The sequence below is a fragment of the Homoserinimonas sp. A520 genome, from assembly GCF_054489245.1.
In genome coordinates this window covers 591,064-616,621 of sequence record NZ_JBTMWX010000002.1, presented here as the reverse complement: position 1 = coordinate 616,621, position 25,558 = coordinate 591,064, and the positions used below count along the sequence as shown (strand labels likewise).

The 25,558-nt window shown below is 66.2% G+C and carries 23 protein-coding genes; 11 read left to right on the top strand and 12 right to left on the bottom strand.

Annotated elements, in window-relative coordinates:
* Window positions 1-18: 18 nt before the first annotated feature.
* Window positions 19-1,410 (bottom strand): aminodeoxychorismate synthase component I, encoded by a 1,392-nt coding sequence (gene pabB, locus ACX3PH_RS07550; protein ID WP_459091018.1) that lies wholly within the window; start codon window positions 1,408-1,410, stop codon window positions 19-21.
* A gap of 11 nt (window positions 1,411-1,421) precedes the next feature.
* Here pabB and ACX3PH_RS07545 point away from each other — a divergent pair, with 11 nt between their 5' ends.
* A complete protein-coding gene (locus ACX3PH_RS07545) occupies window positions 1,422-2,237 on the top strand; it encodes an aminotransferase class IV (protein WP_459091016.1) in 816 nt (271 codons plus the stop codon).
* Window positions 2,238-2,247: 10 nt separating this feature from the next.
* Window positions 2,248-2,949, top strand: coding sequence for a DedA family protein (locus ACX3PH_RS07540; RefSeq protein WP_459091014.1), 702 nt, complete (start codon window positions 2,248-2,250; stop codon window positions 2,947-2,949).
* 40 nt (window positions 2,950-2,989) lie between these two features.
* Here the strand turns inward: ACX3PH_RS07540 and ACX3PH_RS07535 are convergent, their stop codons facing one another.
* The 5 genes from ACX3PH_RS07535 to ACX3PH_RS07515 all read right to left on the bottom strand — a co-directional run bounded on the left by ACX3PH_RS07535 (window position 2,990) and on the right by ACX3PH_RS07515 (window position 7,030).
* On the bottom strand, window positions 2,990-3,904 hold the full coding sequence (locus ACX3PH_RS07535; protein WP_459091012.1) for an ABC transporter substrate-binding protein: 915 nt from the start codon (window positions 3,902-3,904) through the stop codon (window positions 2,990-2,992).
* Between the two features lie 2 nt (window positions 3,905-3,906).
* Entirely contained in the window at window positions 3,907-4,653 is a 747-nt protein-coding gene (locus ACX3PH_RS07530; protein WP_459091010.1) for an ABC transporter permease, read from the bottom strand.
* A gap of 2 nt (window positions 4,654-4,655) precedes the next feature.
* The gene (locus ACX3PH_RS07525) at window positions 4,656-5,351 is read right to left on the bottom strand and encodes an ABC transporter permease (protein WP_459091008.1); all 696 of its coding nucleotides are present in this window, start codon (window positions 5,349-5,351) and stop codon (window positions 4,656-4,658) included.
* On the bottom strand, window positions 5,348-6,172 hold the full coding sequence (locus tag ACX3PH_RS07520; RefSeq protein ID WP_459091006.1) for an ABC transporter ATP-binding protein: 825 nt from the start codon (window positions 6,170-6,172) through the stop codon (window positions 5,348-5,350). The genes ACX3PH_RS07525 and ACX3PH_RS07520 overlap by 4 nt, the downstream gene beginning before the upstream one ends.
* A gap of 186 nt (window positions 6,173-6,358) precedes the next feature.
* Window positions 6,359-7,030, bottom strand: coding sequence for a TetR/AcrR family transcriptional regulator (locus tag ACX3PH_RS07515; RefSeq protein ID WP_459091004.1), 672 nt, complete (start codon window positions 7,028-7,030; stop codon window positions 6,359-6,361).
* Between the two features lie 137 nt (window positions 7,031-7,167).
* Here ACX3PH_RS07515 and ACX3PH_RS07510 point away from each other — a divergent pair, with 137 nt between their 5' ends.
* Complete coding sequence (locus ACX3PH_RS07510; protein ID WP_459091002.1) at window positions 7,168-8,241, top strand: App1 family protein; 1,074 nt, start codon at window positions 7,168-7,170, stop codon at window positions 8,239-8,241.
* A gap of 121 nt (window positions 8,242-8,362) precedes the next feature.
* Window positions 8,363-9,178, top strand: coding sequence for a siderophore-interacting protein (locus tag ACX3PH_RS07505; RefSeq protein ID WP_459091000.1), 816 nt, complete (start codon window positions 8,363-8,365; stop codon window positions 9,176-9,178).
* A gap of 21 nt (window positions 9,179-9,199) precedes the next feature.
* Here ACX3PH_RS07505 and ACX3PH_RS07500 read toward each other — a convergent pair whose 3' ends face one another.
* Window positions 9,200-10,564 (bottom strand): glucose-6-phosphate dehydrogenase, encoded by a 1,365-nt coding sequence (locus ACX3PH_RS07500; RefSeq protein ID WP_459090998.1) that lies wholly within the window; start codon window positions 10,562-10,564, stop codon window positions 9,200-9,202.
* Here ACX3PH_RS07500 and ACX3PH_RS07495 point away from each other — a divergent pair.
* The 4 genes from ACX3PH_RS07495 (at window position 10,457) to ACX3PH_RS07480 (ending at window position 15,104) form a co-directional block, all read left to right on the top strand.
* Window positions 10,457-12,418, top strand: coding sequence for a glycoside hydrolase family 15 protein (locus ACX3PH_RS07495; RefSeq protein ID WP_459090996.1), 1,962 nt, complete (start codon window positions 10,457-10,459; stop codon window positions 12,416-12,418). The genes ACX3PH_RS07500 and ACX3PH_RS07495 overlap by 108 nt on opposite strands.
* Window positions 12,415-13,506 (top strand): winged helix DNA-binding domain-containing protein, encoded by a 1,092-nt coding sequence (locus tag ACX3PH_RS07490; protein ID WP_459090994.1) that lies wholly within the window; start codon window positions 12,415-12,417, stop codon window positions 13,504-13,506. Before ACX3PH_RS07495 ends, ACX3PH_RS07490 begins: the two co-directional genes overlap by 4 nt.
* Before the next feature lie 123 nt (window positions 13,507-13,629).
* Window positions 13,630-14,001 (top strand): hypothetical protein, encoded by a 372-nt coding sequence (locus tag ACX3PH_RS07485; protein ID WP_459090992.1) that lies wholly within the window; start codon window positions 13,630-13,632, stop codon window positions 13,999-14,001.
* Window positions 14,002-14,057: 56 nt separating this feature from the next.
* A complete protein-coding gene (locus ACX3PH_RS07480; RefSeq protein WP_459090990.1) occupies window positions 14,058-15,104 on the top strand; it encodes an FUSC family protein in 1,047 nt (348 codons plus the stop codon).
* On the opposite strand, the gene ACX3PH_RS07475 is transcribed toward ACX3PH_RS07480, so the two are convergent.
* Window positions 15,101-15,592: a hypothetical protein gene (locus ACX3PH_RS07475; RefSeq protein WP_459090988.1), complete on the bottom strand. Its 492-nt coding sequence runs from the start codon at window positions 15,590-15,592 to the stop codon at window positions 15,101-15,103. The genes ACX3PH_RS07480 and ACX3PH_RS07475 overlap by 4 nt on opposite strands.
* A gap of 98 nt (window positions 15,593-15,690) precedes the next feature.
* On the opposite strand from ACX3PH_RS07475, the gene ACX3PH_RS07470 reads away from it, so the two are divergent.
* Entirely contained in the window at window positions 15,691-16,521 is an 831-nt protein-coding gene (locus tag ACX3PH_RS07470; protein ID WP_459090986.1) for a UbiA family prenyltransferase, read from the top strand.
* Here ACX3PH_RS07470 and ACX3PH_RS07465 read toward each other — a convergent pair.
* Window positions 16,498-17,877 carry a DHA2 family efflux MFS transporter permease subunit gene (locus ACX3PH_RS07465; RefSeq protein WP_459090984.1) on the bottom strand — a complete coding sequence of 460 codons (1,380 nt, stop codon included), beginning with the start codon at window positions 17,875-17,877 and terminating at the stop codon, window positions 16,498-16,500. The genes ACX3PH_RS07470 and ACX3PH_RS07465 overlap by 24 nt on opposite strands.
* A gap of 24 nt (window positions 17,878-17,901) precedes the next feature.
* A complete protein-coding gene (locus ACX3PH_RS07460) occupies window positions 17,902-20,412 on the bottom strand; it encodes a DEAD/DEAH box helicase (RefSeq protein WP_459090982.1) in 2,511 nt (836 codons plus the stop codon).
* A gap of 85 nt (window positions 20,413-20,497) precedes the next feature.
* Here ACX3PH_RS07460 and ACX3PH_RS07455 point away from each other — a divergent pair, with 85 nt between their 5' ends.
* Window positions 20,498-22,024, top strand: a complete 1,527-nt coding sequence (locus ACX3PH_RS07455; RefSeq protein WP_459090980.1) for a molybdopterin-dependent oxidoreductase — start codon at window positions 20,498-20,500, stop codon at window positions 22,022-22,024.
* 13 nt (window positions 22,025-22,037) lie between these two features.
* Here ACX3PH_RS07455 and ACX3PH_RS07450 read toward each other — a convergent pair whose 3' ends face one another.
* Window positions 22,038-22,973 (bottom strand): nucleoside hydrolase, encoded by a 936-nt coding sequence (locus tag ACX3PH_RS07450; protein ID WP_459090978.1) that lies wholly within the window; start codon window positions 22,971-22,973, stop codon window positions 22,038-22,040.
* Between the two features lie 43 nt (window positions 22,974-23,016).
* On the opposite strand from ACX3PH_RS07450, the gene ACX3PH_RS07445 reads away from it, so the two are divergent.
* Window positions 23,017-24,495 (top strand): SDR family NAD(P)-dependent oxidoreductase, encoded by a 1,479-nt coding sequence (locus tag ACX3PH_RS07445; RefSeq protein ID WP_459090976.1) that lies wholly within the window; start codon window positions 23,017-23,019, stop codon window positions 24,493-24,495.
* Window position 24,496: 1 nt separating this feature from the next.
* Here the strand turns inward: ACX3PH_RS07445 and ACX3PH_RS07440 are convergent, their stop codons facing one another.
* On the bottom strand, window positions 24,497-25,558 hold the full coding sequence (locus ACX3PH_RS07440; protein WP_459090973.1) for a glycosyltransferase: 1,062 nt from the start codon (window positions 25,556-25,558) through the stop codon (window positions 24,497-24,499).

The following is a 25,558-nucleotide window of genomic DNA, read 5'->3' as shown; positions in this document are numbered from 1 at the left end:
CGATGGCCAGCCTCCAGATTACCGAACGGAGCGGCCCACCCCGAGCACCTCGAGCAGGGCAGCCGCCTTCAGGTACACCTCGTCGAGCTCTTCCTCCGGAACGGAAAGCGCCGTGATCCCGCCCCCGGCTCCCACGGTCGCACCTTCCCTATCGATGACGATGGTCCGGATGACCATGGAGAGGTCGATCCGCCCGTCCAGTCCGAAGTACCCGAGCACACCGGAGTAGATGCCCCGCGGACGCCCCTCCAACCGGTCGAGGATCTCGGTCGCGCTGCGCTTCGGCGCACCCGTCATGGATCCGGCCGGGAAGCAGGACACGACCGCGTCGACACCGCTTACCCCGGCCGCGAGGTCTCCGCGAACGGTGCTGACCAATTGGTGCACCTGGGCATAGCTCTCCACGGTGAGCAGGCTGGACACCCGCACTGACCCGACCGTCGCGATGCGGCCGATGTCGTTGCGCATCAGGTCGACGATCATCAGGTTCTCGGCGCGTTCCTTGTCGCTGGCGAGCAGCTCCTCCCTCAGGCGGGCGTCGTCCTCCGCGCTCTCCCCGCGGCGACGGGTGCCCTTGATGGGACTGGTCTGCACCTCACCGGACGGCGAAACCGAGATGAACTGTTCCGGCGACGAGCTCAGCACCGACACGTCGCCCATCCGCAGGTATGCCCCGTGGTGCGTCGGGCTCGACTCCCTCAGCGCCAGGTAGGTCGCCAGTGGGTCCGGCTTCGCTCCCACGCTCGCTTGAGTGGTCAGGCACAGCTGGTAGGCATCCCCGGCGGTGATCGCGTCCTGGCACTGGCGGATCATGCCCAGGTACTCGTCATCGGAGTGAGCCCATTCGACAATGGGCGGTGGGGACGGCGCCTGCGCCTGTTCCTGGACTGGATGGTGCCGCTCGCCACCTCCGGCCAACTCGGCGAGACTGCCCACGACCTGATCCCGCCAGGCAAGCAGTTCTCCGTCCCAGGAATCCCCGAGGGCCTTCAGCGCCACAGACCCGGACTCGTGGTCGAAGACGATGCAGCGGTCGAGGAACACGAGCGCGGCATCCGGGTGCCGTGACTGGCCGCTCAGCTTTACCTGCATCGTTTGGGCTCGCAATTCGTAGCCGAGCCAGCCCACCCAGCCGAGAGCGAATCCCGGATGCTCTGCCACACCGTGGCGCCCGAGGTCCGCTTCCAGGAATTCGAAGATTGTTCCGCTTCGCGTGACACCATCAAGGGTCACTGTGTGCTCGGCAACTGAGGCTTGCACCCGGCGGGCAGCCGTCCCCATGACACTCATGCCGGCCGCGGCATGCCTTCCGCTGTCGAGCCAGACGGCGTACTGCTCGGTGCCGTAGACAGCCTCGAAGACAACGCTCGGCTGCAGTCGGTCGGTCACCGGGTAGGACAGAACGCGCATACCCTAACTCTATGAGCACGACAGGGACCGCATTGTTCCGCTGGCAGGGTGGCAACCTCACGCCGCTTGAGTATTGCGACCCGGGTGAAACCCGCATTCTTGCTGCCGACTCCTGGCTGGTCAGCAGCGGCCGAGCCCTGGCGATCGACCTCCACCGGGACCGGTTCTTCGCCGCCGTTGACCTGCAATTGCCAGAGCAGGCTGCTGAACTGAGGCTCGGCGACTTCTGGTCCGCGGCCCTCGCGGCAACGCCCCGGTCCGACGACCAGTTCCCCAGGGTCGAGCTTCAACTGCTCCGCGGCTCCCCCACCCTGGTGGTGCGGCAGCGACCCGCTCCTGGGCTCAGGCTTTCCGTCACGGTGGCCAGCCTCACCGGCCCCGATCCACGCACTCGGCCCACCATCAAGGGACCCGACACGGCGGCTCTACTTCACGCCAGAACGCAGGCGCAGCAGCGGGGCGCAGACGAGGCGATCATCCTGTCGCCGGAAGGCTTCATCGTTGAGGGTGCCTACAGCGCGATGCTCTGGTGGCGTGGCGACGTCCTGTGTGCACCGTCACCCGACCTGGAGCGCGTCGACAGCGTCACCGCCAGAAGTGTGATCGCCCTTGCGACCGCGTTGGGAGTCGAGGTCCACTACGAATCGGTGCCGCCAGAGAATCTCGATGGCCTGGAGGTGTGGGCGCTCAGCGCACTCCATGGCATCCGCATCGTCACCGCCTGGATCGACGGCCCTTCGCCGGCTGAAGAACCCGGCCGCCTGGGCCAATGGCGCGCACGTCTTGATCGGCTGAGAAAACCCCTTCCTGCCCGCTCTGCTCATTAAGCTCTAACCCGTGGACGACATCCTGAGCTGGATTCTCAGCACCGCGCAGGGAGTGGACCCTGTTCTGCGCACGCTGCTGGCGGCCCTCGCAATGGCGCTGGAGACGTCTGTGCTGATCGGGTTGATCGTGCCGGGCGACACGGTGGTGATCGTCGCGAGCACCGGAATTGCCAACGTCGTCGAATACGTTGCGCTCATCGTGGCAGTGGTCCTGGGCTCACTGCTGGGCGAAAGCGTCGGCTTCGCGCTTGGCAGGTACTTCGGTCCGAAAATCCAGTCCAGCCGACTCGGCCGACGCCTGGGCGAAGACCATTGGGTGCGGGCAGAGAACTACCTGGACCGCCGGGGCGGAATAGCCGTCTTCATCTCACGGTTCCTCCCCGTGCTCCATTCGCTCGTCCCGCTCACCGTGGGGATGAGCACCATGAGCTACCGCAAGTTCCTGGCGTGGACGGTCCCCGCCTGCGTCATCTGGGCCACGGCGTACGCATCGGTGGGGTGGGCGGCCGCAGAAAGCTATCGGGAACTTTCGGAGCGACTGCACTATGCCGGCTACATATTCGCCGGCATCTTCGCTCTCTTCGCCATCATCGTGCTGGTGGTGAAGAAGGTACTGGCGCGCACCGAGGCCCGGTACATGACTCATCGGGGCGACGGTGACGCCAACACCATTGATGCCGAGCCAATCGAAGTCACGGAGACCGACGACTGACTCGGCATCAAGGTCTAGCGAAAACAGCTAGCGAGTACAGCTAGCCGATAAGGCCGTTCTCGGTCAGCCACTGCTTTGCGATGTCCCCTGACGACATCTGGTCGACCGTGCTCTGCACGTTGAGTGCCACCAGGCCCTCTGCGGTGAGCGCTGCACTGACCGCGTTGATGACATCGGCTACCTCATCCGCCACATCGTCATTGACCAATGGCACCACGTTCGACGCAAGGAAGAGCCCTTCGGGATCGTCGAGGGTGACAAGGCCTTCGGTCTGGATGCGCGGGTCTGCGCTGTAGACATTGGCAATGTTGACCACGCCCTGGAGAAGCGCGTCCACGGTAGTATCGCCCGTGGCTTCGAAGTCGACAGTTACGCCATAGACGTCGAGAAGCCCGGACGGCCCGTACGGCCGTTCCTCAAGCTCGGGAGCACCGCCCAGCACCAGCGGGGTACTCACGTCGGCCAGGTCGGCCAGACTCGCGAGCCCGTTCTCGTCGGCGAATGCCTTCGTGACGTTGTAGGAGTCCTGGTCCGTGGCCGGCGACTGGTCGAGCACGGTCAGCCCGTCGGGGAGCACGCCTTGGAGCTCTGCATATACCTCGTCACTCTGGGTGGCAGTGGCCTCCTCATCGTAGAACTGCAGCAGGTTTCCGGTGTATTCGGGGAAGAGATCGACTTCCCCGCTTTCCAGTGCCGGCATGTAGGCATCGCGCTGCCCGATCTGGAACTTGCGCTCCACCTCGAATCCGGCTTCCTCCAATGCCTGGGCGTAGATCTCGGCGATGATCTCGTTCGAGTAGTACGCCTGTGACCCGACGACAATCGTGTCGCCGGGAGCATCGGCATCCGTACCCGGGTCTAGCGGGTCACCCGATGCGCACCCTGACAGGGCCAATGACACCCCGACCACGGCTGCGCCGATGGCGAGCCGGCCTTTGTTCCTTAGTGTGAACATTCCTATCCTCTTTCCGGTTCGATGGAACTTCCCATCACCGCGCGCCGCCGGGTTGGCGGCGTACGGAGTTCTTGTCGTTGCCCTGCGGTAACTCCATGCGGCACCGCAAGCTTCTGCAGGAGGCCGAACAACCCGTCGATGACCAGCGCAAGCACCATGATCACGATCGCGCTGCCGAGCATCTGGTCGAAACGGCGCAACGGAAGGCCCTGAAGAATGTCATACCCGAGACCGCCCAGGTTCACGTACGCCGCAAGGGTCACAGTTGCCACGACCTGCAGGGCACCGTTTCGCAGGCCGCCGATGAGCAGCGGCAGCCCGAGCGGGATCTCGACCCCCAGCAGGATCTGCCACTCGGTCATCCCGATCGCCCGCGCCGCGTCGATGGTGCTCCGGTCGATGGCCTGGATGCCGGAGTACGCACCGGCGAGGATGGACGGAATCGCGAGGAGCACGAACGCGACTACCGACGCGAAGGACACCTGCAGCACCCCGAGCAGCAGGACGAGCAGCAGGATCAGGCCGAAGGACGGCAACGCTCGGGCAGCACCGGAGATCCCGACCGCAATCTCGCGGCCCTTGCCGGTGTGACCGATGAGATAACCGAGCGGGATCGCGATGATGGCGGCGAAAAGCACAGAGATCGCCGTGAAGAACAGGTGCTCGCCGATTCGCACGGTGAGGGCGCCCGAGCCCTCGAGGCGTTCCGGAGAGAACAGCCAGGCCAGGGCTTCGGCGAACAACTCCACGACTACACCCCCGCCGGTTCGCTGGTGCGGCGAAGGCGTGCACCATTGGTTCCCGCTCGCGTAGCGTCCGTTCGGGTCCACGGCATCACCAGGCGCCCGAGCAGCATGAGGGCGACGTCGAACAGCAGCGCGACGATGACGGTCATCACGACTCCGGCAGCAATTTCTTCCATGATTCGCCGCTGGAATCCATTGGTGAACAGGTACCCGAGGCTCTGCACCCCGATCAGGATGCCGACGGTCACCAGGCTCACCGTGCTCACCGCGGTCACCCTCAGGCCCGCCAGGATTACAGGACCGGCCAGCGGCAGCTCTACCGCCCAGAACCGCCGCCAGGCCGAGTAACCGAGGGCTGTGGCCGACTGCCGGACGTCTTCTTCGACCGAGTCCAGCGCATCCGCCACTGAGCGGGACATGATCGCCACCGCGTAGACGGTCAGGGCGATGGTCACGTTCAGTTCACTCAATGCGCTTATTCCGAGTATCGGCGGGAGCAGGATGAACAGCGCGAGAGACGGGATCGTGTACAGCAGGCCGGCCAGGGTCAGCACCAGCCCCTTGGTCAGCGCGAAACGATAGGCGAGCCACCCGAGCGGCAGGGAGATGACCAACCCGAGCACGATGGGCGAGATGCTGAGCCGAACGTGCTCGAGCGTGAGCCCGCCGATGAGCCCGAGATTGTCCAGGACCCAGTTCACTCGTTCGCCGTCTCCACCAGAACGCCGGCCGGCCTGCCGTCCGAGTCGACGAGAACATCCCGCCCATCGGTGCGGCGGATGCTGAGGGCGCGCTTTCCACGGTCGGCGCCGATGAAGGTGGCGACGAAGTCGTTCGCGGGCTCGGCCATGATCTCTGCCGGCGTGCCTCGCTGGGCGATCCCGGCACCCTTCTGCAGGATCACGATCTGGTGCCCGAGCAGGAAAGCCTCGTCGATGTCGTGGGTCACGAAGACGATCGTCTTGTCGAGTTCGCGCTGAAGCCGCAGCAACTCCTGCTGCAGATCGGCGCGCACGATCGGGTCGACCGCCCCGAATGGTTCGTCCATCAGCAGGATGTTCGGATCGACGGCGAGGCCACGGGCCACCCCCACCCGCTGCTGTTGTCCGCCGGAGAGTTGACTGGGATACCGGTCGGCGAGGTCGCGAGACAGCCCGACGGTGTCGAGAAGTTCGAGTGCGCGCTCGTTCGCCTGCTTGCGGGGCACCCCTTCGAGCCGCGGAACGGTTGCGACGTTGTCGATCACCTTGCGGTGCGGGAGAAGGCCGGAGTTCTGCATGACGTAGCCGATGCGGCGCCGCAACGTCACCGGGTTGAGGGTTGCCACGTCTTCGCCGTCGATCTCGATGGCGCCGCCGCTCGGCTCCACCATGCGGTTGATCATTCTCAGGATGGTCGTCTTGCCACAGCCGGATGAGCCGACCAGCACCGTGGTCTTGCGAGAGGGTATGACCAGGCTGAAGTCGTCAACAGCCGTTGTGCCATCAGGGAACGTCTTCGAGACGTTGCGAAATTCGATCATTCGGTCGGCTCCCTTATCTCGAGGACACAGGCCTGGTGCTGCGACGCGGGTTGACTTACCCCTTGCGTCAACACTAAACGTGGGCCCTGTCATTCCCGAAGGCCGCCGACTCGTCGCCGGGCGTCAGACACCGGGCGTCAGACACTGGCCATCAGGCATTCACGCGCCAGCCGGGCGCCCGACGCCTCAGTCGGGAGCGCCGAGCTCTTCGATCAGGTAGCCGCGCGCAACAGACTTCGCTGCGGCGCTGAACTCCGTATTGGCGGAGCCCGCCGCGAACGAGCGCGCCAGCAGGGCATCCGCCATGGTCATGGCGACTTCGATGGTGAAGGCGAGATTTGCGGCCTTGAGTTCGAAACGCGATGCCAGCGCACCGGCGATCGCGTCGGCAACGACAGCGCTGTTGGTCGTCGAACCTTCATCCGTTCGCAGGTCGATGACATCTCCGAACCGCAACGAGCGGAAGCCGCTCTTGTTACGGAACGCCTCGTGCAGCAGTTCGAGGGCGGCGTCCATCGCCTGCAACCAGTCGGAGTGCGACTCGTTGCGAAGGGTCGCGGTCACCTCGTCGATGAAAACAGCCGTGGCGCGAACGCTGAGGCTCTGGAGCACCGCGATGCGGTCGGGGAAATAGCGGTACACCGTGCCGATGGATGCGCCGGCACGTTCGGCGACCATGGCGGTGGTCAGGCGCTCGAATCCGATCTCGTCGATGACCTCGGCGGCCGCGTCGAGCAGCCTGGTGAGTCGCGCCGTACTCCGCGCCTGCACCGGCTCATTTCGGAGCTTCGAGGTGATAGCCGGCTGTGAATCGCCGGTATTTTGCTGCGCCAATGAGACTCCCTCTGAGTAGATCATCTCGAATTGTACAGTCCGTGACCTGCGCCGAACATGAGTGTTTTGAGCATTAACGATTTGTCTCGGCAAACTGTCAGAATGCCTTCCCGAGCGGCCCGTGGGCGCACCTGTCAACCGGAGCATGAAAGACTGGCGCGATGGAGAGCACGCCGGGTGGGACTCACGAGAACCGGAGTCCGATGAAGGCGAACGCGCCGGCCAAGGTAAAGCTCCACCTCGGTGCCCGCATCGACGACGCCGTCCATGAGTTCCGGGAATTGATCGCCAGACGGCGTGGACACCAGCCGGTCGTCGTGCCGTACACCGGCTACGGAGCCCCAGGTTGGGTGCGCATCATGTGCCGCGTGCTGCTGGACAAGCCGCGGAAGCCGTCGGAGAAGTCCGCGAAGAAGATCCGCGGCTGGCGCAGCTTCGCCACCGTGCCCCTCGATGACGTCGAGGTGACCATCGTCGCCGGCGACGTCGAGCATTCCGTCATGACCGACCGCGGTGGCCTGGTGGACACCGTCATGCGCGTGGACCTCGCCCCCGGATGGCACACCGTGACCATCCAGACCGCCGGCTCCGAGCAGGTTGAAGCCCCGGTGTTCATTGTCGACCCCGCTGCACGGCTCGGCCTCATCTCAGATGTCGATGACACCGTGATGGTGACCGCACTCCCCCGGCCGTTGCTCGCCGCCTGGAACACCTTCGTTCTCGATGAGCACGCGCGCCGGCCGGTACCGGGAATGGCGGTGCTCTACGAGCGGCTGTTGCAATTGAGCCCCGGCGCGCCGGTGTTCTACCTGTCGACCGGCGCCTGGAATGTTGCCCCCACCCTGACACGCTTCCTGGAGCGGCACCTGTACCCGAGCGGGCCGCTGCTCCTCACCGATTGGGGTCCGACCCACGATCGTTGGTTCCGCAGCGGGCGAGACCACAAGGCCAGCACCCTCGAGCGCCTGGCCACCGAGTTCCCGGATATCAAGTGGTTGCTGGTCGGGGACGACGGGCAGCACGACGAAGAGCTGTACGGCCAATTCGCCGATGAGCACGCTGAGCGCATCAGGGCGATCGCGATCAGGCAATTGTCGACCAGCGAGGCTGTGCTGGCCGGTGGCCGCAGCAGGGACGACGAGAAGCACCGGCCCAATTCGGTTCCCTGGGTCTACGCACCTCATGGGGCGGGGCTCGCCGACCAGTTGACCGACCTCGGCGTCCTCGGTGACTGACGACGTGCCATTAGCGATGGGCCATTAGCGACGGCGATTAGTGACCAGCAGCAAGCGATGCTGCAATCGGCTAGCGTGGTTGGTGAGCGGCCTTGTCCGCATGACTTCCAGGAGACCCCCATTGATCGAACCCGGCACCATGCTGCGCCACGAACCTGCGGTGCGCAACCTACAGGTCACCGCCGTCCGCGAACTGAGCCCCGGTTACCTGAGGATCACCCTCAGCGGCGACGAGCTGACCGGATTCGTTACGGCTGGGCCGACTGACCACAGCAAGCTTTTCTTCCCCGACCCGGCGACCGGAACCATCACCGCACCACAATTGGTGGAGGGGCGGATGCAGCGGCCGGAGACGGGAACCGTCACAGTGCGGGACTTCACGCCTCGCGAGTTCAGGGACGGGGATACCCCCGAAGTCGACTTCGACTTCTTCCTGCACGGTGAGGGTCCCGCATCCGCCTGGGCCGCTGCGGCCGCCGTCGGAGACCCGATCGTCATCGCCGGACCTCGCGGTTCCCGCATGCCGCCATCCGGGATCTCCCAGGTGATCCTGGCCGCCGATGAAACCGCGCTGCCCGCGCTGGCCAGGTGGATCGAGGCCCTGCCGGAGGAGGTTGAGATCGTGGCGTTCGCCACCGTCTCCAACGAGTCGGACGCCGCCTACCTGGAGCCGGCACACGTCAACCGCGCCCGCGTGGTCTGGATCGACAAGCATCCGGATGCTCTCGAGAGGGCCTTCCGCGCGTACGGGCCAATCTCGGACGACACCTACGTCTGGGCGGCAGGAGAGGCAGCCTCGCTCATCCCGATTCGCCGCTACCTTCGCCGGGAACTCGGCCTCCCGACCGCCCAGGTGAAAGTGGATGGCTACTGGAAGCGCGGCGAAGCCGGGCGCGATCATCACGCTCCGGTCGATCCGGCGGATCCGGAAGACTAGCCAAGTCGCCGGCAGGGCCGGTTACTGGGCCCACTCTGCTGGGCCGGTCGTTCCCGCCGCATAGTGGTCAAGGGGCACTGCGTTGTCACTCCACGCGGCCAGGGCCGGGGCGACGATTCGCCAGCACTGCTCGACGGCATCCGCCCGAACCGACAGGGTCGGGTCGGCGCTCAGGATGCCGTGGAGCACTTCGGCGTACGGTCCAAGCGTTCCGGCGCCGAACGTCGCCGTCAGTGTGGATCGGTCGAGCACGAACGGGTCGCCGGCGCCATTCATCATGACATCGAGGGCAATCTCGTCAGGGCTCAGGGAGATGCGAAGCTCCACCGGGCCTTCTCGCCCGGACAGGCCACTGGGGAGGTGCGGAACGTCGCGGAATTTCACGACAACTTCCTTCTTCAGGTCGGACAATGCCTTTCCTGACCGCAACAGGATGGGCACCCCCGCCCACCGCCAGTTCTCGACCTCGACGGTGAGTTCGGCGAGGGTCTCGGTGGTGCTGCCCTGCCGGATGCCCGGCTCGTCGACATACGCGGGGATGGCCCGGTCGCCCAGCTTGCCTGCGGTGTACTGTGCCCGGCGGCTGTGCACAGCGGGGTCGCGGACTTCGGTCGCTCGCAAGACCTGCGCCATCGCCCCGCGCAGGTCGTCGGCATTAACACTCGACGGCGGCTCCATCGTCACCAGCGCCATCACCAGCAGCAGGTGGCTCTGGATCATGTCGACGAGTGCGCCGGCGCCGTCGTAGTAACCCGCGCGGCCCTCCAGTGCGAGCTGTTCGTCGAAGATGATCTCGATCCGCTCGATGTTGTCGCGATTCCACACCTGTTCGAAGATGCGGTTCGCGAAGCGCAGGCCCAGTAGGTTGAGCACCGTCGACTTGCCGAGGAAATGGTCAACCCGGTGCACCTGGTTCTCGGGGACCAGCCGCAGCAGCTGCCGGTTGAGTGACTCGGCGCTGGGCAGGTCGGATCCGAACGGTTTCTCCAACGCCAGCACAATGCCCTCGGGGAGGTCCGCCTTCTCCAGGGCGGCACATGCGGCAATGGTGACGGTGGGCGGAAGGGCGAAGTAGAGCGCAGGAATGCCCGTGCAGGCAGCCAGGATGCGTTCCAGCTCGCCGGAATCCGTCACATCCGCCTGCAGGTAGACCGACCCTTGCAGGACCTTGTCAACCCGAGCGCCCTCTGCGCCGCCGGCCGCGAAGGAGCCCGCCACTCGGGAGCGCCACTGCTCATCCGTCATCGGGTCCTGTCCGACGCCGATGAGCTGGAAGGAGTGGCCGCGGCCGCTCGCCAGCAATTGACCGACCCCGGGAAGCAGCAATCTCTGGCTGAGGTCTCCCCCGGCACCCAATATGACCAGTGCTCCGATTGGTTCCGTCATTCACAACACACTAGGTGGAAGGATGGAGCGATGGCGTTGAACATCGAAGATTATGCATTGATCGGCGACTGCCACACCGGTGCCCTCGTCGGAAACGACGGGAGCATCGACTGGCTCTGCTTCCCCCGGTTCGACTCGGCCTCCATGTTCGGCGCCCTCCTGGGCACCGAAGACCACGGCCGCTGGCTGCTCGCTCCGGCCGAGGAGGTGACCGAGACCTCTAGGCGCTATGACGGCAACACCTTCATTCTGCTCACCAGGTGGGTGACCCCGACTGGCGAAGTCGAGGTGACCGATTTCATGCCGATCGGGGATCGACGGGCCAACGTCGTACGGCGCGTGCGCGGGGTGAGCGGCACTGTCGACATGCACCAAGAACTGCGCATCCGCTTCGGCTATGCGGATGCGCTGCCGTGGATCAGGCAGGTACCGGCTGCCGGTCGCCACGCGATCATCGCTGCCGCCGGTCCCGACGCCGCGGTAGTGCGCGGCCAGCACCTGACCGCCCATGGTCAGTCCCACGTGAGCGACTTCACTGTCTCAGAGGGTGAAGTGATGGACCTCACGATGACCTGGTACCCCTCCCACCGCGCAGTGCCGGAGCCCCCGGATGTCGATGCCGGCATCCGCAACACCAGGAAGTGGTGGGAGGACTGGGCCTCACAGACCGATTGCAGCGGCACTTACGGGACGTTGGTCCAGCGGTCACTCCTGGTGCTGCGCGCGCTCACGCACGAGGACACCGGCGGGATCGCAGCCGCGGCGACCACGAGCCTCCCGGAGCATTGGGGTGGGGTGCGCAATTGGGACTACCGCTTCGTCTGGCTTCGCGATGCATCCGCCACCATGGAGGTGCTGCTCAGCCGCGGGTTCACCGGGGAGATCGAAACCTGGCGGGGCTGGCTGCTGCGGGCCATCGCCGGCGACCCGGCCGACATCCAGATCATGTACGGCCTGGGCGGCGAACGCGAACTCCTCGAAGTCACCATCGACAGCCTGCCGGGATACGGGGGCGCTGCGCCGGTGCGCAAGGGCAACGGAGCATTCACCCAATACCAGGGCGACGTCTTCGGCTCGACCATGATCGCCCTGCAGAAGGCGCGCGAGGTCGGGGTGGAGGAGGGCCGATTCTCCTGGCCGCTCCAGCGGGCGATCATGAGTTACGTCGAGGAGAACTGGCAGCGCGCCGACCACAGCCTGTGGGAGATTCGCGGGCCGCTGCGCCATTTCACCCACTCCCGGGCGATGATCTGGGCCGCATTCGACTGCGCGATTCGAGGGGTGCGCGATTACGGGCTCGATGGGCCGGCCGACCACTGGGAAAAGCTGCGCGACCAGGTACGCGACGAGATCGAGGAGAAGGGGTTCGACAGCGAACGCGGAACCTATACGCAGTACTACGGGAGCACCGGTGTCGACGCGGCCCTGCTGCACCTGGCACAGATCGGCTACCTGGAACACAATGACCCGCGGATGCTCGGAACGGTTGCCGCGATCGAGGAAGAGTTGCTGCACAATGGTCTGCTGATGCGCTACCGCACCGAGTTGGGTGTCGACGGGCTGCCGCCCGGCGAGCATCCGTTCCTCGCCTGCTCCTTCTGGCTGGTGGAGCAGTACGCATTGAGCGGTCGGCTTCAGGATGCGCAGACGCTGATGGACCGGCTCGTCGGGTTCGGAAACGATGTCGGACTCTTCTCGGAGGAGTACGACACCGAGCAGGAACGCCACGTGGGCAACACGCCTCAGGCCCTCACCCACCTGGCGTTGGTGCGGGCGTGCGGCGCCATCCAGTACGCGGCGGGCGCGAAGGATCGCACGGAGCTCGCGACGGTGTCGAAGCGCAGGCAGGGATGACGAAGTCCGCCCGGCGCCTGCTGGGACGGATGCGCTTGCACAGCCAGCTGGTGTGGCCCACCCGCTCCGACCTGGGCTCCGCGGTTGACGTCGTCCGCTGGATGACGGCCGTGCAGGCGCAGGACTTCCTCGGGGCGAAGTGGTCGATCGGGCTACGGCTGCCCGGGTCGACTGACGCGATCGTCGAGGCTGCCCTGGCCGACCGCAGCGTGGTGCGCTCCTGGCCGCTGCGGGGAACGCTCCACTTCGTGGCGGCCGAAGACCTGCACTGGATGCTGTCGCTCACCAGGGAGCGGATGATCAAGCGGTCGGCCACCAACTTCAGCAACGAGGGGTTGACCGCTGCTGTACTCGACCGGGCCACCGATGCTGCACGTGGGTCGCTGACCGGGGGCCGGATTCTCACCAGGGATGAGCTCTACGACCTCCTGGCGGGTGCCGGTGTGTCCACGGAAGGTCAGGCGCGCTACCACGCCCTCTGGTACCTGTGCCAGACCGGCCTCTTGTGCCTGGGTCCGCCGAGCGGAAAGACCCAGACGTTCGTTCTGCTCGACGAGTGGGTGACCGAGCCTCGCCGGCTCGATCACGATGAGGCCCTGGGCGAGCTCGCGCTGCGCTACTTCCTCAGCCACGGACCGGCCACCGATCGAGATTTCGCCTGGTGGTCGTCCCTGACCTTGACCCAGGCGCGGAAAGGCCTGGCAACGGCCAGCACCCAGCTGCGACACCTGGAACTGGATGGTGTGGACTACTACCTCTCCCCCGACCTACCGGAGAAGCCGCCAGCATCCGCTGCCCGATTGCTGCCCGGATTCGATGAGTACCTGCTCGGCTACACGGACCGGAGCGCCGCCCTGGCCGAAGAGCACTCGCCGCTGGTCTTTCCCGGCAAGAACGGAATGTTCCTGTCAACCATGGTGATCGACGGGGCCGTGGCCGGCACCTGGAGACGGACGACGACTGCGAAGGCGGTCACCGCCGAATTCCGTCCATTCGAACCACTGACCGCCAGGGAATCCGCTTCCGTGCAGGCTGCGGCGCAGGAATACGCGAACTTCATCGGTTTGGAACTCCGCGCGCCTGCTTGACCGCCCCGATTCTCCACTGGTACCGTTGATCTGCTGCCCACAGGTCCCCCAAACTGCGGACAAGCATGTGACCCGCACTGTGACCCACCCGAGAACACGCTTACCCCACCGAAAGCACCCCCGATGCTTGCGCTACCCGCTCTCGCAGTTCCCGCTGCGCCCGACGCGACACCTGCCGCGTGGCTGCTGGCTGCCGTCGTGGCGGTCGCCATCCTGGTGCTGGTGAGTATCGCCCTCGACCTGCGCAAGCTTCGGCGCGCATCACGTCTTCGTGCTATTCACGGGGTGCTTGGTGCCGCGTTCTCGATGATCGTCGTCGGCGGCGCGCTGGCAATGAGCATGGCACTCGGCTCCGCTTCGACAGCAACGGCCGGTCCGGGCGATGCGCCGGTCGCCGGCTACGAGGAGCCGGTTGCCGTACCTGAACAGCTCGACACGAGTGACGTGACCGATCCGTCGACCGACATCCAGCTGCCGACGCTCAGTCTCGACTGACCAGCCAGAACCGGCTGACCCCGCGGGACGCCCCGCTTGCCGACTACTGTGGGCGGATGCGAGTGCTCAGCAATGTGCGCGGGACCTCCCGTAGTCCGCTGCTCCAGGTTTTCAAGACCTCAGTCGCTGTGGTCGCCGCCTGGCTCCTCTCCAACATGCTGCTCGCCCAGCCACTGCCGATCTTCGCGGCCATCGCAGCCCTCCTCGTGGTGCAGCCGAGCGTCAACCAGTCGCTGGCCAAGGGTGTCGAGCGAAGCCTGGGCGTCATCCTCGGAGTGATACTGGCCTACGGTGCCGGGATGGTGTTCGGCCAATCCACCTGGATTGTCCTCACCATTGTCGTCGTCTCACTGTTGCTCGCCTGGGCGCTTCGCCTGACCCCGGGCTCGGCCAACCAGATTCCGATCAGTGCCATGCTGGTGCTCGCAATCGGTGGTGCCCAGAACTCCGAGTACGCGATCGAGCGGGTCGTGGAGACGCTGATCGGTTGCATCGTCGGCCTGCTCATCAACATGCTCATCGTGCCGCCGGTGCTCAGCGCACCCGCACATCACGCGGTCGTGCGGCTCGCCACGTTGATAGCGGCGACGCTGGATGCGCTGTCCAACACCTTGAAGAAGCCCCAAACGGCCGCAGAGTTGGCAACGATGCTGGAGAACGCTCGCGCACTGCGTCCATTGCAACGCCAGGCGCAGGCCGCCATCACCAGCGCAGAGGAAAGCCTGCTGCTGAATCCGCGCAAGGGGGCGCACCGCCAGTCGATAGAACGGGACCGAGTCCTGATGGGCAAGCTGGCGATCCTGGTGACCAGGGTTCTGGGACTCGCCCGCGCCGTGCACGACCGTTACGACGAAGACCTTCCGAACGAGCCTATGGTGCGCTCGATCGCCCAGGAGCTCTCGCGAGCGGCGCACGACCTTCGGCTACTGGCTGACCGGCGAACCGTGGATGACGGTACGGACCCCTCCGGGGACGAGGTTCCGGCGCTGACCGCACCGCTTGTCATTGCTGTCCCCCACCCGGAACACTGGATCCTGATCGGGTCACTGATGGAAGACATCCGCCGGGTGCGCGAGGAGATCACCGGCAGTTCAGACGGTTAGGGCTGATGGCCCGCCGGCACCGGGAACCAGTTGAGGCTGGCGAAGTCCTCGAGGGTCAGTTGGAAGGTCTCGGCTTCGCGCGCGACCAGTGCGCGCACCTCGGTGGTATCCGATCCCTCGCGCACGAGCACGTCGATACCTTCAGCAGGCGATCGTCCCGTGCCGTGCTTGACCACGATCACGTTTCCGTCGTCACTGGCACCGCGCACCGTCCAGCGACGGGCGTTCGGGCGCCGGAGTGCCACCGTGCGCGTCACAAAACTGTCTCCACTCCAGACGGAGCGCGAACGCACGACGCGATCCTTGCCCTCGCTGGTCGCAAACTCCACCTGCTCCCCCAGGGCCAGCGGCCGGGTCGAGCTCAGGCTCAACTCCACGACCGGGTTCAGGCGTTCACCACTCAGCCAGTGGAGGAGGTTGGAGGCGCGGATTCGCCACCGGCCGGGCAGGATCTCCGCCAGGTTGCTCGGTGTCGGCTCGATTCCCATGGCGCCCACGTTACCGAGCCAAGCTGAACGCGCATGTGCGACGTGCCGGGTGAAGACCGACTCAGTCCGTGAACGTCGCGGGGGCCTACTATGTGCACATGTCGACAGCCATTGCGCTGGCCAGGGCCACCCACCCCGGTCCGACTGTCAGCGTCACGATCGTTGCGCTCCTCATCGGCGTAGCGGCCGACCTGTCGCTGCTTCGACTCGTCATTCTCGCAGTTGTCATCCTCACCAACCAGGCGTCGATAGGGCTGTCGAATGACTGGCTGGATGCAGAGCGCGACCGCACCAGTGGGCGGCGTGACAAGCCGATTCCGCTCGGCCTGGTCCGGGTGGAGACCGTACGAGCCTGGGCTGTCGGCACGGCGATGGCATCGGTTGCCGTTTCGATCGTGCTCGGTCCGTCGGCGACCATCGCTAACGTGGCCTTCCTCGCATCCGCCTGGGGCTACAACCTCGGCCTGAAGGCCACCCCATATTCCGTCTTGCCGTACCTGGTGAGCTTCGGCCTGCTGCCCACTATCGTGACGCTGTCGCGTGAGGAAGCCGCGCCGGCTGCGTGGTGGGCGATGGGCATGGGTGCCCTGCTGGGCGCTGCTGCTCACTTCGCCAATGTGTTGCCCGATTTCGACGACGATCGGCGCACCCGCATCCGTGGCCTGCCCCATCGCCTGGGGCGTGCGGCATCCGGGATCGTGATCGCTGTGGCGTTGGTCGGTGCCTCCGTCTTGGCCGTAGTGGGGTGGAGCGACGACGCCCGCTGGTTTGCCTGGGTCGGTCTCGGGCTGACCGCCGCCATCGCAGTGGTGTGCGCGATACTGCTGAGCCGACGACCGCCGACCCGCCTGCTGTTCCGCCTGATCATCCTTGCCGCGCTGGTGAACGTCGCGCTGCTCGTGGTGTCAGGCGACAGCCTTCTCGCCTGACGGCTCAGTTTCCGGCTGCAGGTTGCGGATGCCGGCCCACGAGATCAGACCACCCAGGATGAGCAGCGCAGCGGTCGCAATCAGCCCGCGGTGTAAACCGGCCAGGTCCAGTTCGTAGCCGACGATGATGCCGAGGGCGGCGATCGCAACCAGGCCCGCAACTCGTGCGACCGCGTTGTTGATGGCTGAGCCGATGCCGGCCTGCTTGTCGTCGATCGCCCCGAGGATCGCGGAGGTGAGCGGCGCCACCGTGATGGCGAGCCCGAGGCCGAAGATCAGCACCCCGGGAAGGAGCTGCGTCCAGTAGTTGACTTCGGAAGTCACCGTGAGCATCAACAGGGTTCCAATGCCGGCGACGATCGGACCGATCGTCATGAACAGTCGCGGGCCGTGCTTGGCTGCCAGGGCGCCGAAACGCGACGAGAGCAGCATGAGGATGATCGTCTCGGGAAGCAGCGCCAGCCCGGCGAGGGTAGCCGCGTATCCGCCGACCTGCTGCAGGAACACGGTGATCAGGAAGCCGCTGAGCGACAGGGCTGCATAGATGGCGACCGTGGCCAGGTTGCCCATGCCGAAGTTGCGCACCGTGAACAGCTCGAGCGGCATCATCGGCTGGCGGGCAACACGCTGTCGCCAGAGGAAGGCTGCGAAGGCCACCAGTCCGATGATCAGCGGGATGTAGATGATGGGGTTGCCCCAGCCGAAGTTGCCCTGCTCGATGAGCGCGAACACCGGTGCACCGACGCCGATCACGGCGAGCACGGCTCCGAGGAAGTCGACTCGCACACCCACCCGGCGGACATCCTTCTGTTTCAGGATGATGAGCAACCAGATCGTCACGGCAATGGGGAGGATGTTGATAGCGAACACCAGGCGCCACGACATGAGGTCGACGAACAGACCGCCGATCAGTGGCCCGACGATGAAGGCGGCACTGGTCCAGGCAGTCCATTGGCCGATCGCCTTGCCTTGGGCGACGCCACGGAACGTCGACATGATCAGGGCGAGCGAACTGGGGACCAGCAGGGCACCGCCGATGCCCTGGAGTCCGCGCGCGATGATGAGGATTTCGGCGTTCGGTGCGATGGCGCAGAGCACGGATGCGACGCCGAAGCCGATCAGGCCCCAGCGCAGGATCGCGATGCGGCCGAACAGGTCGGATAGTGACCCGGCCACCAGGATGAGGGCGCCCAGGGTGATCAGGTAGGCGTCGACCACCCACTGCTGCGTGCTGAGCCCACCGCCCAGCTCTTCGCTGATTGCCGGGAGTGCGACCGTGATGACTGATCCGTCGAGGAAGGCGACGAACGAGCCCAGGATCGCGATGATGAGCACCAGCCGCTGATTCCGTTCCATCCCGCTATTGTCTACCCTCTTGGGCTAATTTCCGACGGCCGTCACTCGCACCACTGCCTGGCCTTCGGCGTTCGACTCGGCGAGGTCCACCGTCGCGCTGATTCCCCAGTCGTGGTCGCCGGCCGGGTCGGCGAAGATCTGGCGCACCGTCCACTCGCCGACTCCCTGCTCGATGATCAGCATCTTGGAACTGCGGGCATCCGCGTCTGTAGCCAGGTAGTCGTGTTCCGCGTAGTAGGCGTCCATGGCATCCGCCCACGCGTCCGCGGTGAATCCGGATGCGGCATCCAGCTCTCCGAGGTCGTCGTACTTTTCCAGCGCAGCCAGTTGCACTCGGCGGAACAGCTCGTTGCGCACCAGGATCATGAACGCCCGCGGGTTGGAGGTCAGCTTGTGGGGAGGCGGTGGCAATACGGTCTGACCCGGCTGTGACGCAGCCAGGTCCGCCGGGTTGACCAGTTGCTCCCACTCGTCGAGCAGGCTGGAGTCGACCTGCCGAACCAGCTCCCCCAGCCACTCGATGATGTCGCGCAGTTCATCGGTCTTCAGCTCGTCGGGGATGGTCTGCCGAGCCGCCCGGTAGGCGTCCGAGAAGTAGCGCAGCACCAGGCCTTCTGAGCGGTTCAGCTTGTAGAAGCCGATGAAGTCGTTGAACGTCATCGCCCGCTCGTACAGGTCGCGCACGACCGACTTCGGGCTCAGTTCGAAATCGCCGACCCAGGGCTGGGATGCCCGGTAGGTGGCGAAAGCAGCGTCGAGCAGTTCCTCGAGTGGTTTGGGGTGGGTGACGCTCTCGAGCAGTTCCATCCGCTGGTCGTACTCGATGCCGTCCGCCTTCATCGCCGCGACCGCTTCGCCACGAGCCATGTGCTGCTGGGCGGAGAGCACCGGGCGCGGGTCGTCGAGGGTCGCTTCCAGGACGGAGATCACGTCGAGCGAGAAGCCCGGGCCATGTTCGTCGCCCTCCGCCGGGCTGATCAGGTCGAAGACGGCGAGGGCGAACGGGGAGAGCGGCTGGTTCAAGGCGAAGTTGGGCTGGAGGTCGACGGTGAGGCGGATGCCGCCATCCACCTCCTCGACCACGCCGGCAGTGCGCAGGGTGCGGTAGATGGCCAGTGCCTGCCGCAGCAACTGGAGTTGCTGCTTGCGCGACTCGTGGTTGTCCTCGAGCAGGGCGCGCACCGCGGTGAAGACGTCGCCACCGCGGGCGATCATGTTCAGCAGCATGGCGTGGTTCACCCGCAGGTGGGAGGTGAGCCGCTCCGGTTCCGCCTCCATCAGGCGGGTGAAACTCGGTTCACCCCAGGAGACGAAGCCCTCCGGCGCCCGCTTGCGCACCAGCTTCTTCAGCTTCTTCGGGTCGTCCCCGGCCTTCGCCACGGCCTTCGCGTTCTCGGTCTCGTGTTCCGGAGCCTGGGCGATGACCGTCCCCGCCGTGTCGTAGCCTGCCCGGCCTGCCCGGCCCGCGATCTGGTGGAACTCCCGGGCGCTGAGCTGGCGCATCCGGGTTCCGTCGAACTTGGTGAGCGCGGTGAGCAGCACAGTGCGAATGGGCACGTTGATGCCGACCCCCAGGGTGTCGGTTCCGCAGATGACGCGCAGCAGTCCCTGCTGGGCGAGTTGCTCCACCAGGCGGCGGTACTTGGGAAGCATTCCGGCGTGGTGCACTCCGATGCCCGAGCGGATGAGCCGCGACAGCGTGCGTCCGAAGTTGGTGGTGAAGCGGAAGTCGCCGATGGCATCCGCGATCTCATCCCGCTGCGCCCGGGTGGCGACGTTGATGCTCGTGAGCGCCTGCGCACGCTCGAGGGCGGCCAGCTGCGAGAAGTGCACGATGTAGATGGGCGACTGGCCGGTCGCAAGCAGGTCTTCGACGGTCTCATGCACCGGGGTCAGCGCGTACTCGAAGCTCAGCGGTACCGGGCGCTCGACGCCGGTCACGACCGTGGTCTCGCGCTCCGTGCGGCGGGTGAGGTCGTCGGCCAGCCAGCCCACGTCGCCCAGGGTCGCCGACATCAGGATGAACTGCACCTTCGGCAGGGTGAGCAGTGGCACCTGCCACGCCCAGCCGCGCTCCGGGTCGGCGTAGAAGTGGAACTCGTCCATCACCACCTGGTCGACCGGGGTTTCCGACCCGTGCCTGAGGGCCAGGTTGGCCAGGATCTCCGCGGTGCAGCAGATGATCGGGGCATCCGCATTGACGCTGGAATCCCCCGTCACCATGCCGACGTTCTCGGCGCCGAACACCTCGACCAGGGCGAAGAACTTCTCGGAGACCAACGCCTTGATCGGTGCTGTGTAGAACGACCTCTTGCCCTCGGCCAGGGCGGCGAAATGCGCGGCGATGGCCACCAGGGACTTCCCGGTGCCGGTGGGCGTGCTCAGGATGACGTTGGCGCCGGAGACCAGCTCGATGACCGCTTCCTCCTGGGCCGGGTAGAGGATGAAACCTTCGTTCGTGGACCACTCGACGAACGCGCTGTAGACGGCATCCGGGTCGCCGGCCAGGGCGCGGTCGAGGCGTGGAATCTGCACGCTTAACCGTTGCACATCCGACCGGCGCTCAACTGCCAGTCGGGTTCTATGCTGGAAAACGCCACCACAACGCGAGGACGCGAACATGACAGGCAACGATCACTGGGTGCGTGCTGCACTGGCGGGTGTCGCAGCCGTCAGCGGCGGTTTAGGCGCAGCAGAACTCATCGCAGCACTGGCGATCCCGGGCGCGAGCCCGTTGTTGGCGGTCGGCTCGTTCGTGATCGACCTCGTCCCACCATGGGTCAAAGACCTGGCCATCTCTCTTTTCGGTACCGCGGACAAGATCGCGCTTCTTCTCATTCTGGGAGTGCTCCTCGCGCTGCTGGCGGCGGCCGCCGGTCTGGTAGAACAACGGAAGCCTCCGCTGGGGCGGTGGCTGGCCGTGATGGTCGGTCTGATCGGGGTGCTGGCAGCCGCAACCAGGGCGAATTCCGGTGTCCTGACGGTTCTACCGTCGATCGTGGCCGCCGCCGTCGCGGTCATCGCACTGGGCTTCCTCATGCGGCAGCTTCGGGAACAGCCGGCCGAGGGCGCGGCGGATGGCTCCCGTCGCCGCTTCCTGATCGTCGCGGGCACCACGACCGCACTGGGGATCCTTGCGACCGTCGGCGGCCGGATCCTCTCCGCCGGCACGCAGACCCTGGAAGCCGCGCGCTCACTGTTCACGCTCCCCACCCCCGCAGTCTCTGCACCGCCGATCCCGGCCGAAGCGTCGCTCGACGTCCCTGGCGTCGTACCGCTCATCACCCCCAATGCGAATTTCTACCGAATCGACACGGCCCTGCTGGTCCCGCGGGTGGAACCGAAGGACTGGAACCTGCGGATCACCGGGATGGTCGAGAACGACGTCACGCTGTCGTTCGACGAACTCATAGCGCTCCCGCTGGAGGAGAGCACCACCACGCTGGCCTGCGTCTCCAACTACGTCGGCGGGGACCTGATCGGCACCGCAACCTGGCTCGGCTACCCGATCCGTCACCTGCTCGCCAGGGCTGGGCCGAGTCCCGACGCCGACATGGTGCTGTCGAGAAGCATCGACGGATTCACGGCCAGCACACCGCTGACCGCCCTGACCGACGATCGGAACGCCATCCTGGCCGTCGGCATGAACGGTGAACCGCTACCGCTGGAACACGGCTACCCGGTGCGCATGGTCGTTCCAGGGCTGTATGGCTACGTCTCCGCCACCAAATGGGTCACCGAGCTACGCGTCACCCGCTTCGCCCGAGAGGTCGCCTACTGGACCCAGCGCGGCTGGAGCGAGCGCGGGCCCATCAAGCTGTCATCCCGGATCGACGTTCCCAGGCAATCCCAAACCCTCGGTGCGGGAACCGTCGTGGTCGCCGGCGTCGCCTGGTCACCCCACGTCGGCATCTCGAGCGTGCAGGTGCGGATCGATGACGGACCGTTCAATGATGCCGAGCTCGCCGAGGCGATTTCGATCGACACCTGGCGGCAATGGGCGTTTGCCTGGCGCGCGACGCCCGGCGAGCATCGGCTGAGCGTGCGTGCGGTCGATGCGGCCGGAAAAGTTCAAGTCTCCAGGCAAGCAGACGTGGTGCCGGATGGCGCGACCGGGCTGCACAGCATCGGTGTGACCATCTCCTGACCGAGCCCGCGACTCAGCCGTCGTGTCGCACGGAGACCCGCGCGTATTGCGCCAACACGTAGTCCCAGAAGCCGTCGACGTCGAGCTCCACCGCGACGGAGGCGTTGGGGATGGCTGAGCGGAAGTCGGTGACCGTCATGCCTGCGGTCCACTTGCCTTCAGTTTCCACCTCGACCCGTGCCGGGACCGTGGTGAACAGGTCGGGTCGGCTGACGTACGCCACGGCGCAGACGTCGTGCACGGCCTGACCTCCCCAATTCGGGTCTTGCGGGTCGTTCCAGAATGTCGCCAGCGGCACCACCAGGTCGCGTCCCAGCTTGCCGAGCTCGAGCATCCGCTGCTTGATGGTGTCGGTGACCATGGCCTGGAGGGTGAGGTCGAGGCCGACCATGACGGTGTTCCAGTCGGCGGCGAAGACTTCCGCTGCGGCCTCGGGGTCGGCGTAGATGTTGAACTCGGCGGCCGGAGTGGTGTTGCCGCGCGTGTAGGAGCCGCCCATGATGACGAAAGACGCCGCCCACTCGGCAATGCGCGGCTCTTGACGGAGGGCGAGCGCGACATTGGTCATCGGGCCGACAGCGACCAGGTGGATCTCGCCCGGCGCATCCTTCAGCGTGTTGATGATCAGGTCGGCGGCGTGGGCGCCGTCCAGGGGAAGCTCGGCCTTCGGAAGGATGACGTCGCCGAGCCCGCCGGCGCCGTGCACTTCAGCCGCGTTCTTAGCTTCCCGAACCAGCGGTCCGGCAGCGCCCGCGGCGACCGGAACTCCGGTGAAGCCGAGGTACTCGCGAAGCTCCAGGGCGTTCCGTGTGGTGTTCTCGAGGGCGACATTGCCGCCGACGGTGGTGACCGCGACCAGCTCGAGGTTCGGGTCGCCGTGCGCGAGCACCAGCGCGAGGGCGTCATCGAGGCCCGGGTCACAGTCGAGCAGGAGTTTCGTGACGGTCATCCCCCCAGCTTATGGCCGGTCAGGAGCCGGTAGAATCGGCCTAATGACCGCCGAAGCATCCTCCCCTCAGCAGTTCGACGGCGGAATCGACCCGCACGACCTCGACGTGACCCTGCGCGTGCTCGCATCGCTGAACGACCTCGACGAGGAGCACCCCGATTTCATCACGGTGCGCCAGGCCACTGCGCGCATGTTCAAATCGGTGAAGCAGAATCGCCGGCTGGAGAAGCGTGCGCTGATCGCCGAGGCCGACCGTGCGGTCGTGGCCGCAACCGCGACCGGTGCTGCCGACCGCATTGATGACGAGACCCGAGGCATCCCGCTGCAGGCGGGAACGGATGCCCCCACCGCCGGCACGCTGCAGAAGTCGCGGGCCTGCTACATCTGCAAGCAGCACTACACGCGGGTCGACGCGTTCTACCACCAGCTGTGCCCGGACTGCGCCGCCTTCAGCCATGCCAAGCGGGATGCGCGCACCGACCTGGCCGGCAAGCGCGCCCTGCTGACCGGCGGCCGGGCGAAGATCGGGATGTACATCGCGCTGCGGCTGCTGCGCGACGGCGCCCACACCACCATCACCACGCGGTTCCCGCGCGATGCGGTGCGCCGGTTCTCCGGCCTTCCGGACTCAGCCGAGTGGCTGCACCGGTTGCGGGTGGTCGGCATCGACCTGCGCGACCCGGCCCAGGTCATCGGCCTCGCCGACTCGGTTGCCGAACAGGGGCCGCTCGACATCCTCATCAACAATGCCGCCCAGACGGTGCGGCGCTCCCCCGGCGCCTACAGTGCCCTGGTCGACGCCGAGCTGGCGCCGCTGCCCGACGGCCCGAAGCCGGAACTGATCACCTTCGGTCATACCAACGACGCGCATCCGCTGGCGATTGCTGCTTCGGTGGCATCGCATCCGCTGCTCGCGCGCACAGCGCAGACAGCCGAACAGTTGACCGAGGCCGCCATGGCAGCGGGATCTTCGTCGCTGGAGCGGCTGGCTGCGGGAACCGCCATCGACGCCGGTGGGCTGATCCCCGACCACCACGACGTGAACAGCTGGACCCAGCACGTGCACGAGGTTGAACCGCTGGAGATGCTGGAAGTGCAGCTGGCCAACACCACTGCGCCGTTCCTGCTGATCAGCCGGCTGCGGCCGGCGATGGCTGCCGCCTCGGCCAGGCGCAAGTACGTGGTGAACGTCTCCGCGATGGAGGGCCAGTTCTCCCGGCGTTACAAGGGTCCAGGGCATCCGCACACCAATATGGCCAAGGCCGCGCTCAACATGCTCACCCGCACCAGTGCCGGCGAGATGCTGGAGACGGATGGCATCCTGATGACCGCGGTCGACACCGGCTGGATCACGGATGAGCGCCCGCACCCGACCAAGGTGCGCCTGGCCGAGGAGGGCTTCCACGCCCCGCTCGACCTCGTCGACGGCGCGGCGAGGGTCTACGACCCGATCGTGCGCGGGGAGGCTGGCGAGGACCTGTTCGGTGTCTTCCTGAAGGACTACAAGCCGGGCGCCTGGTAGGTCAGCCGGCCGCGGGAGCGCCTACAGCTGCGCCGGCCAGACTCGAAGCGCCGAGGTCTTCGTAGAAACGAGCGTGAGCGCGCGCGAAGATCTCAAGCGAGAAACGTTGCTCCACCCTGCGCCGGACCGTGGAACGATTCAGGCTGCCGACCTCGTGAATGGCGGCAACGGCATCCGCTGCCCGCTCTCGCAGCATTCCGGTCCGTCCATCCTCGATGATCTCCGGGGCCGCACCCCGCGGAGTGGCGATGACCGGTGTTCCCGTCGCCATCGCTTCGATCATCACCATCCCGAACGGCTCCGGCCACTGGATCGGGTTCAGCAGGGCGAGCGCAGATCCCAGCAGGGCGTACTTCTCGACTCGGTTCAGCTCACCGAGGTATTCGACGTCGCCACCCAGCATCGGGGCGATGACGCTGCTGAAGTAGTCCCACTCTCTCGGCTCGCGCATCTTTGCCGCAATCTTGAGGGGGACCCCGCTGTTCCGGGCGATCAGGATCGCCTCACGAACGCCCTTGGCCGGAGTCATGCGGCCGAGGAATGCGAGGTAGCCCCCGGCGCCGTCGCCCGGCCTAATCGCCGTGACATCGATCCCATGGTGGATCACCCGATTGATGCGCACCCCGGCGGCGGTGCTTGCCTGGTGCTGCGAGATGGCGACGATCGCGACATCCGGCGGCAACGAACCGTACAGCCGGCGCATCTCTCGGGTGAAGGGACCGTGCACGGTCGTGACATTCGGCACACCGCGCGGCCGACCACCGTACCCCGGCCCGCAGAGGGTGTGGTCGTGCACCACGTCCACCCCGGCGTGACGGCACGCAGCATACGCGAGCACGACATGGTGTCGTTCGCTCTCCACATCCCCGATCGGTCTCGGAGCGCACCGCTCCGTCGCGGCGATCCGGCTGACCGCGCAGGTACTTCCGGCGCCAGCTGCGAGAAGGACGTCGTGACCGAGACCGTGGAGTCCGCGAGCGAGTCCGTCGACCACTTCTTCGATGCCGCCGTAGGCGGGAGGCGGCACCGGAATCCACGGCGGGGCAATGATGCCGATACGCAT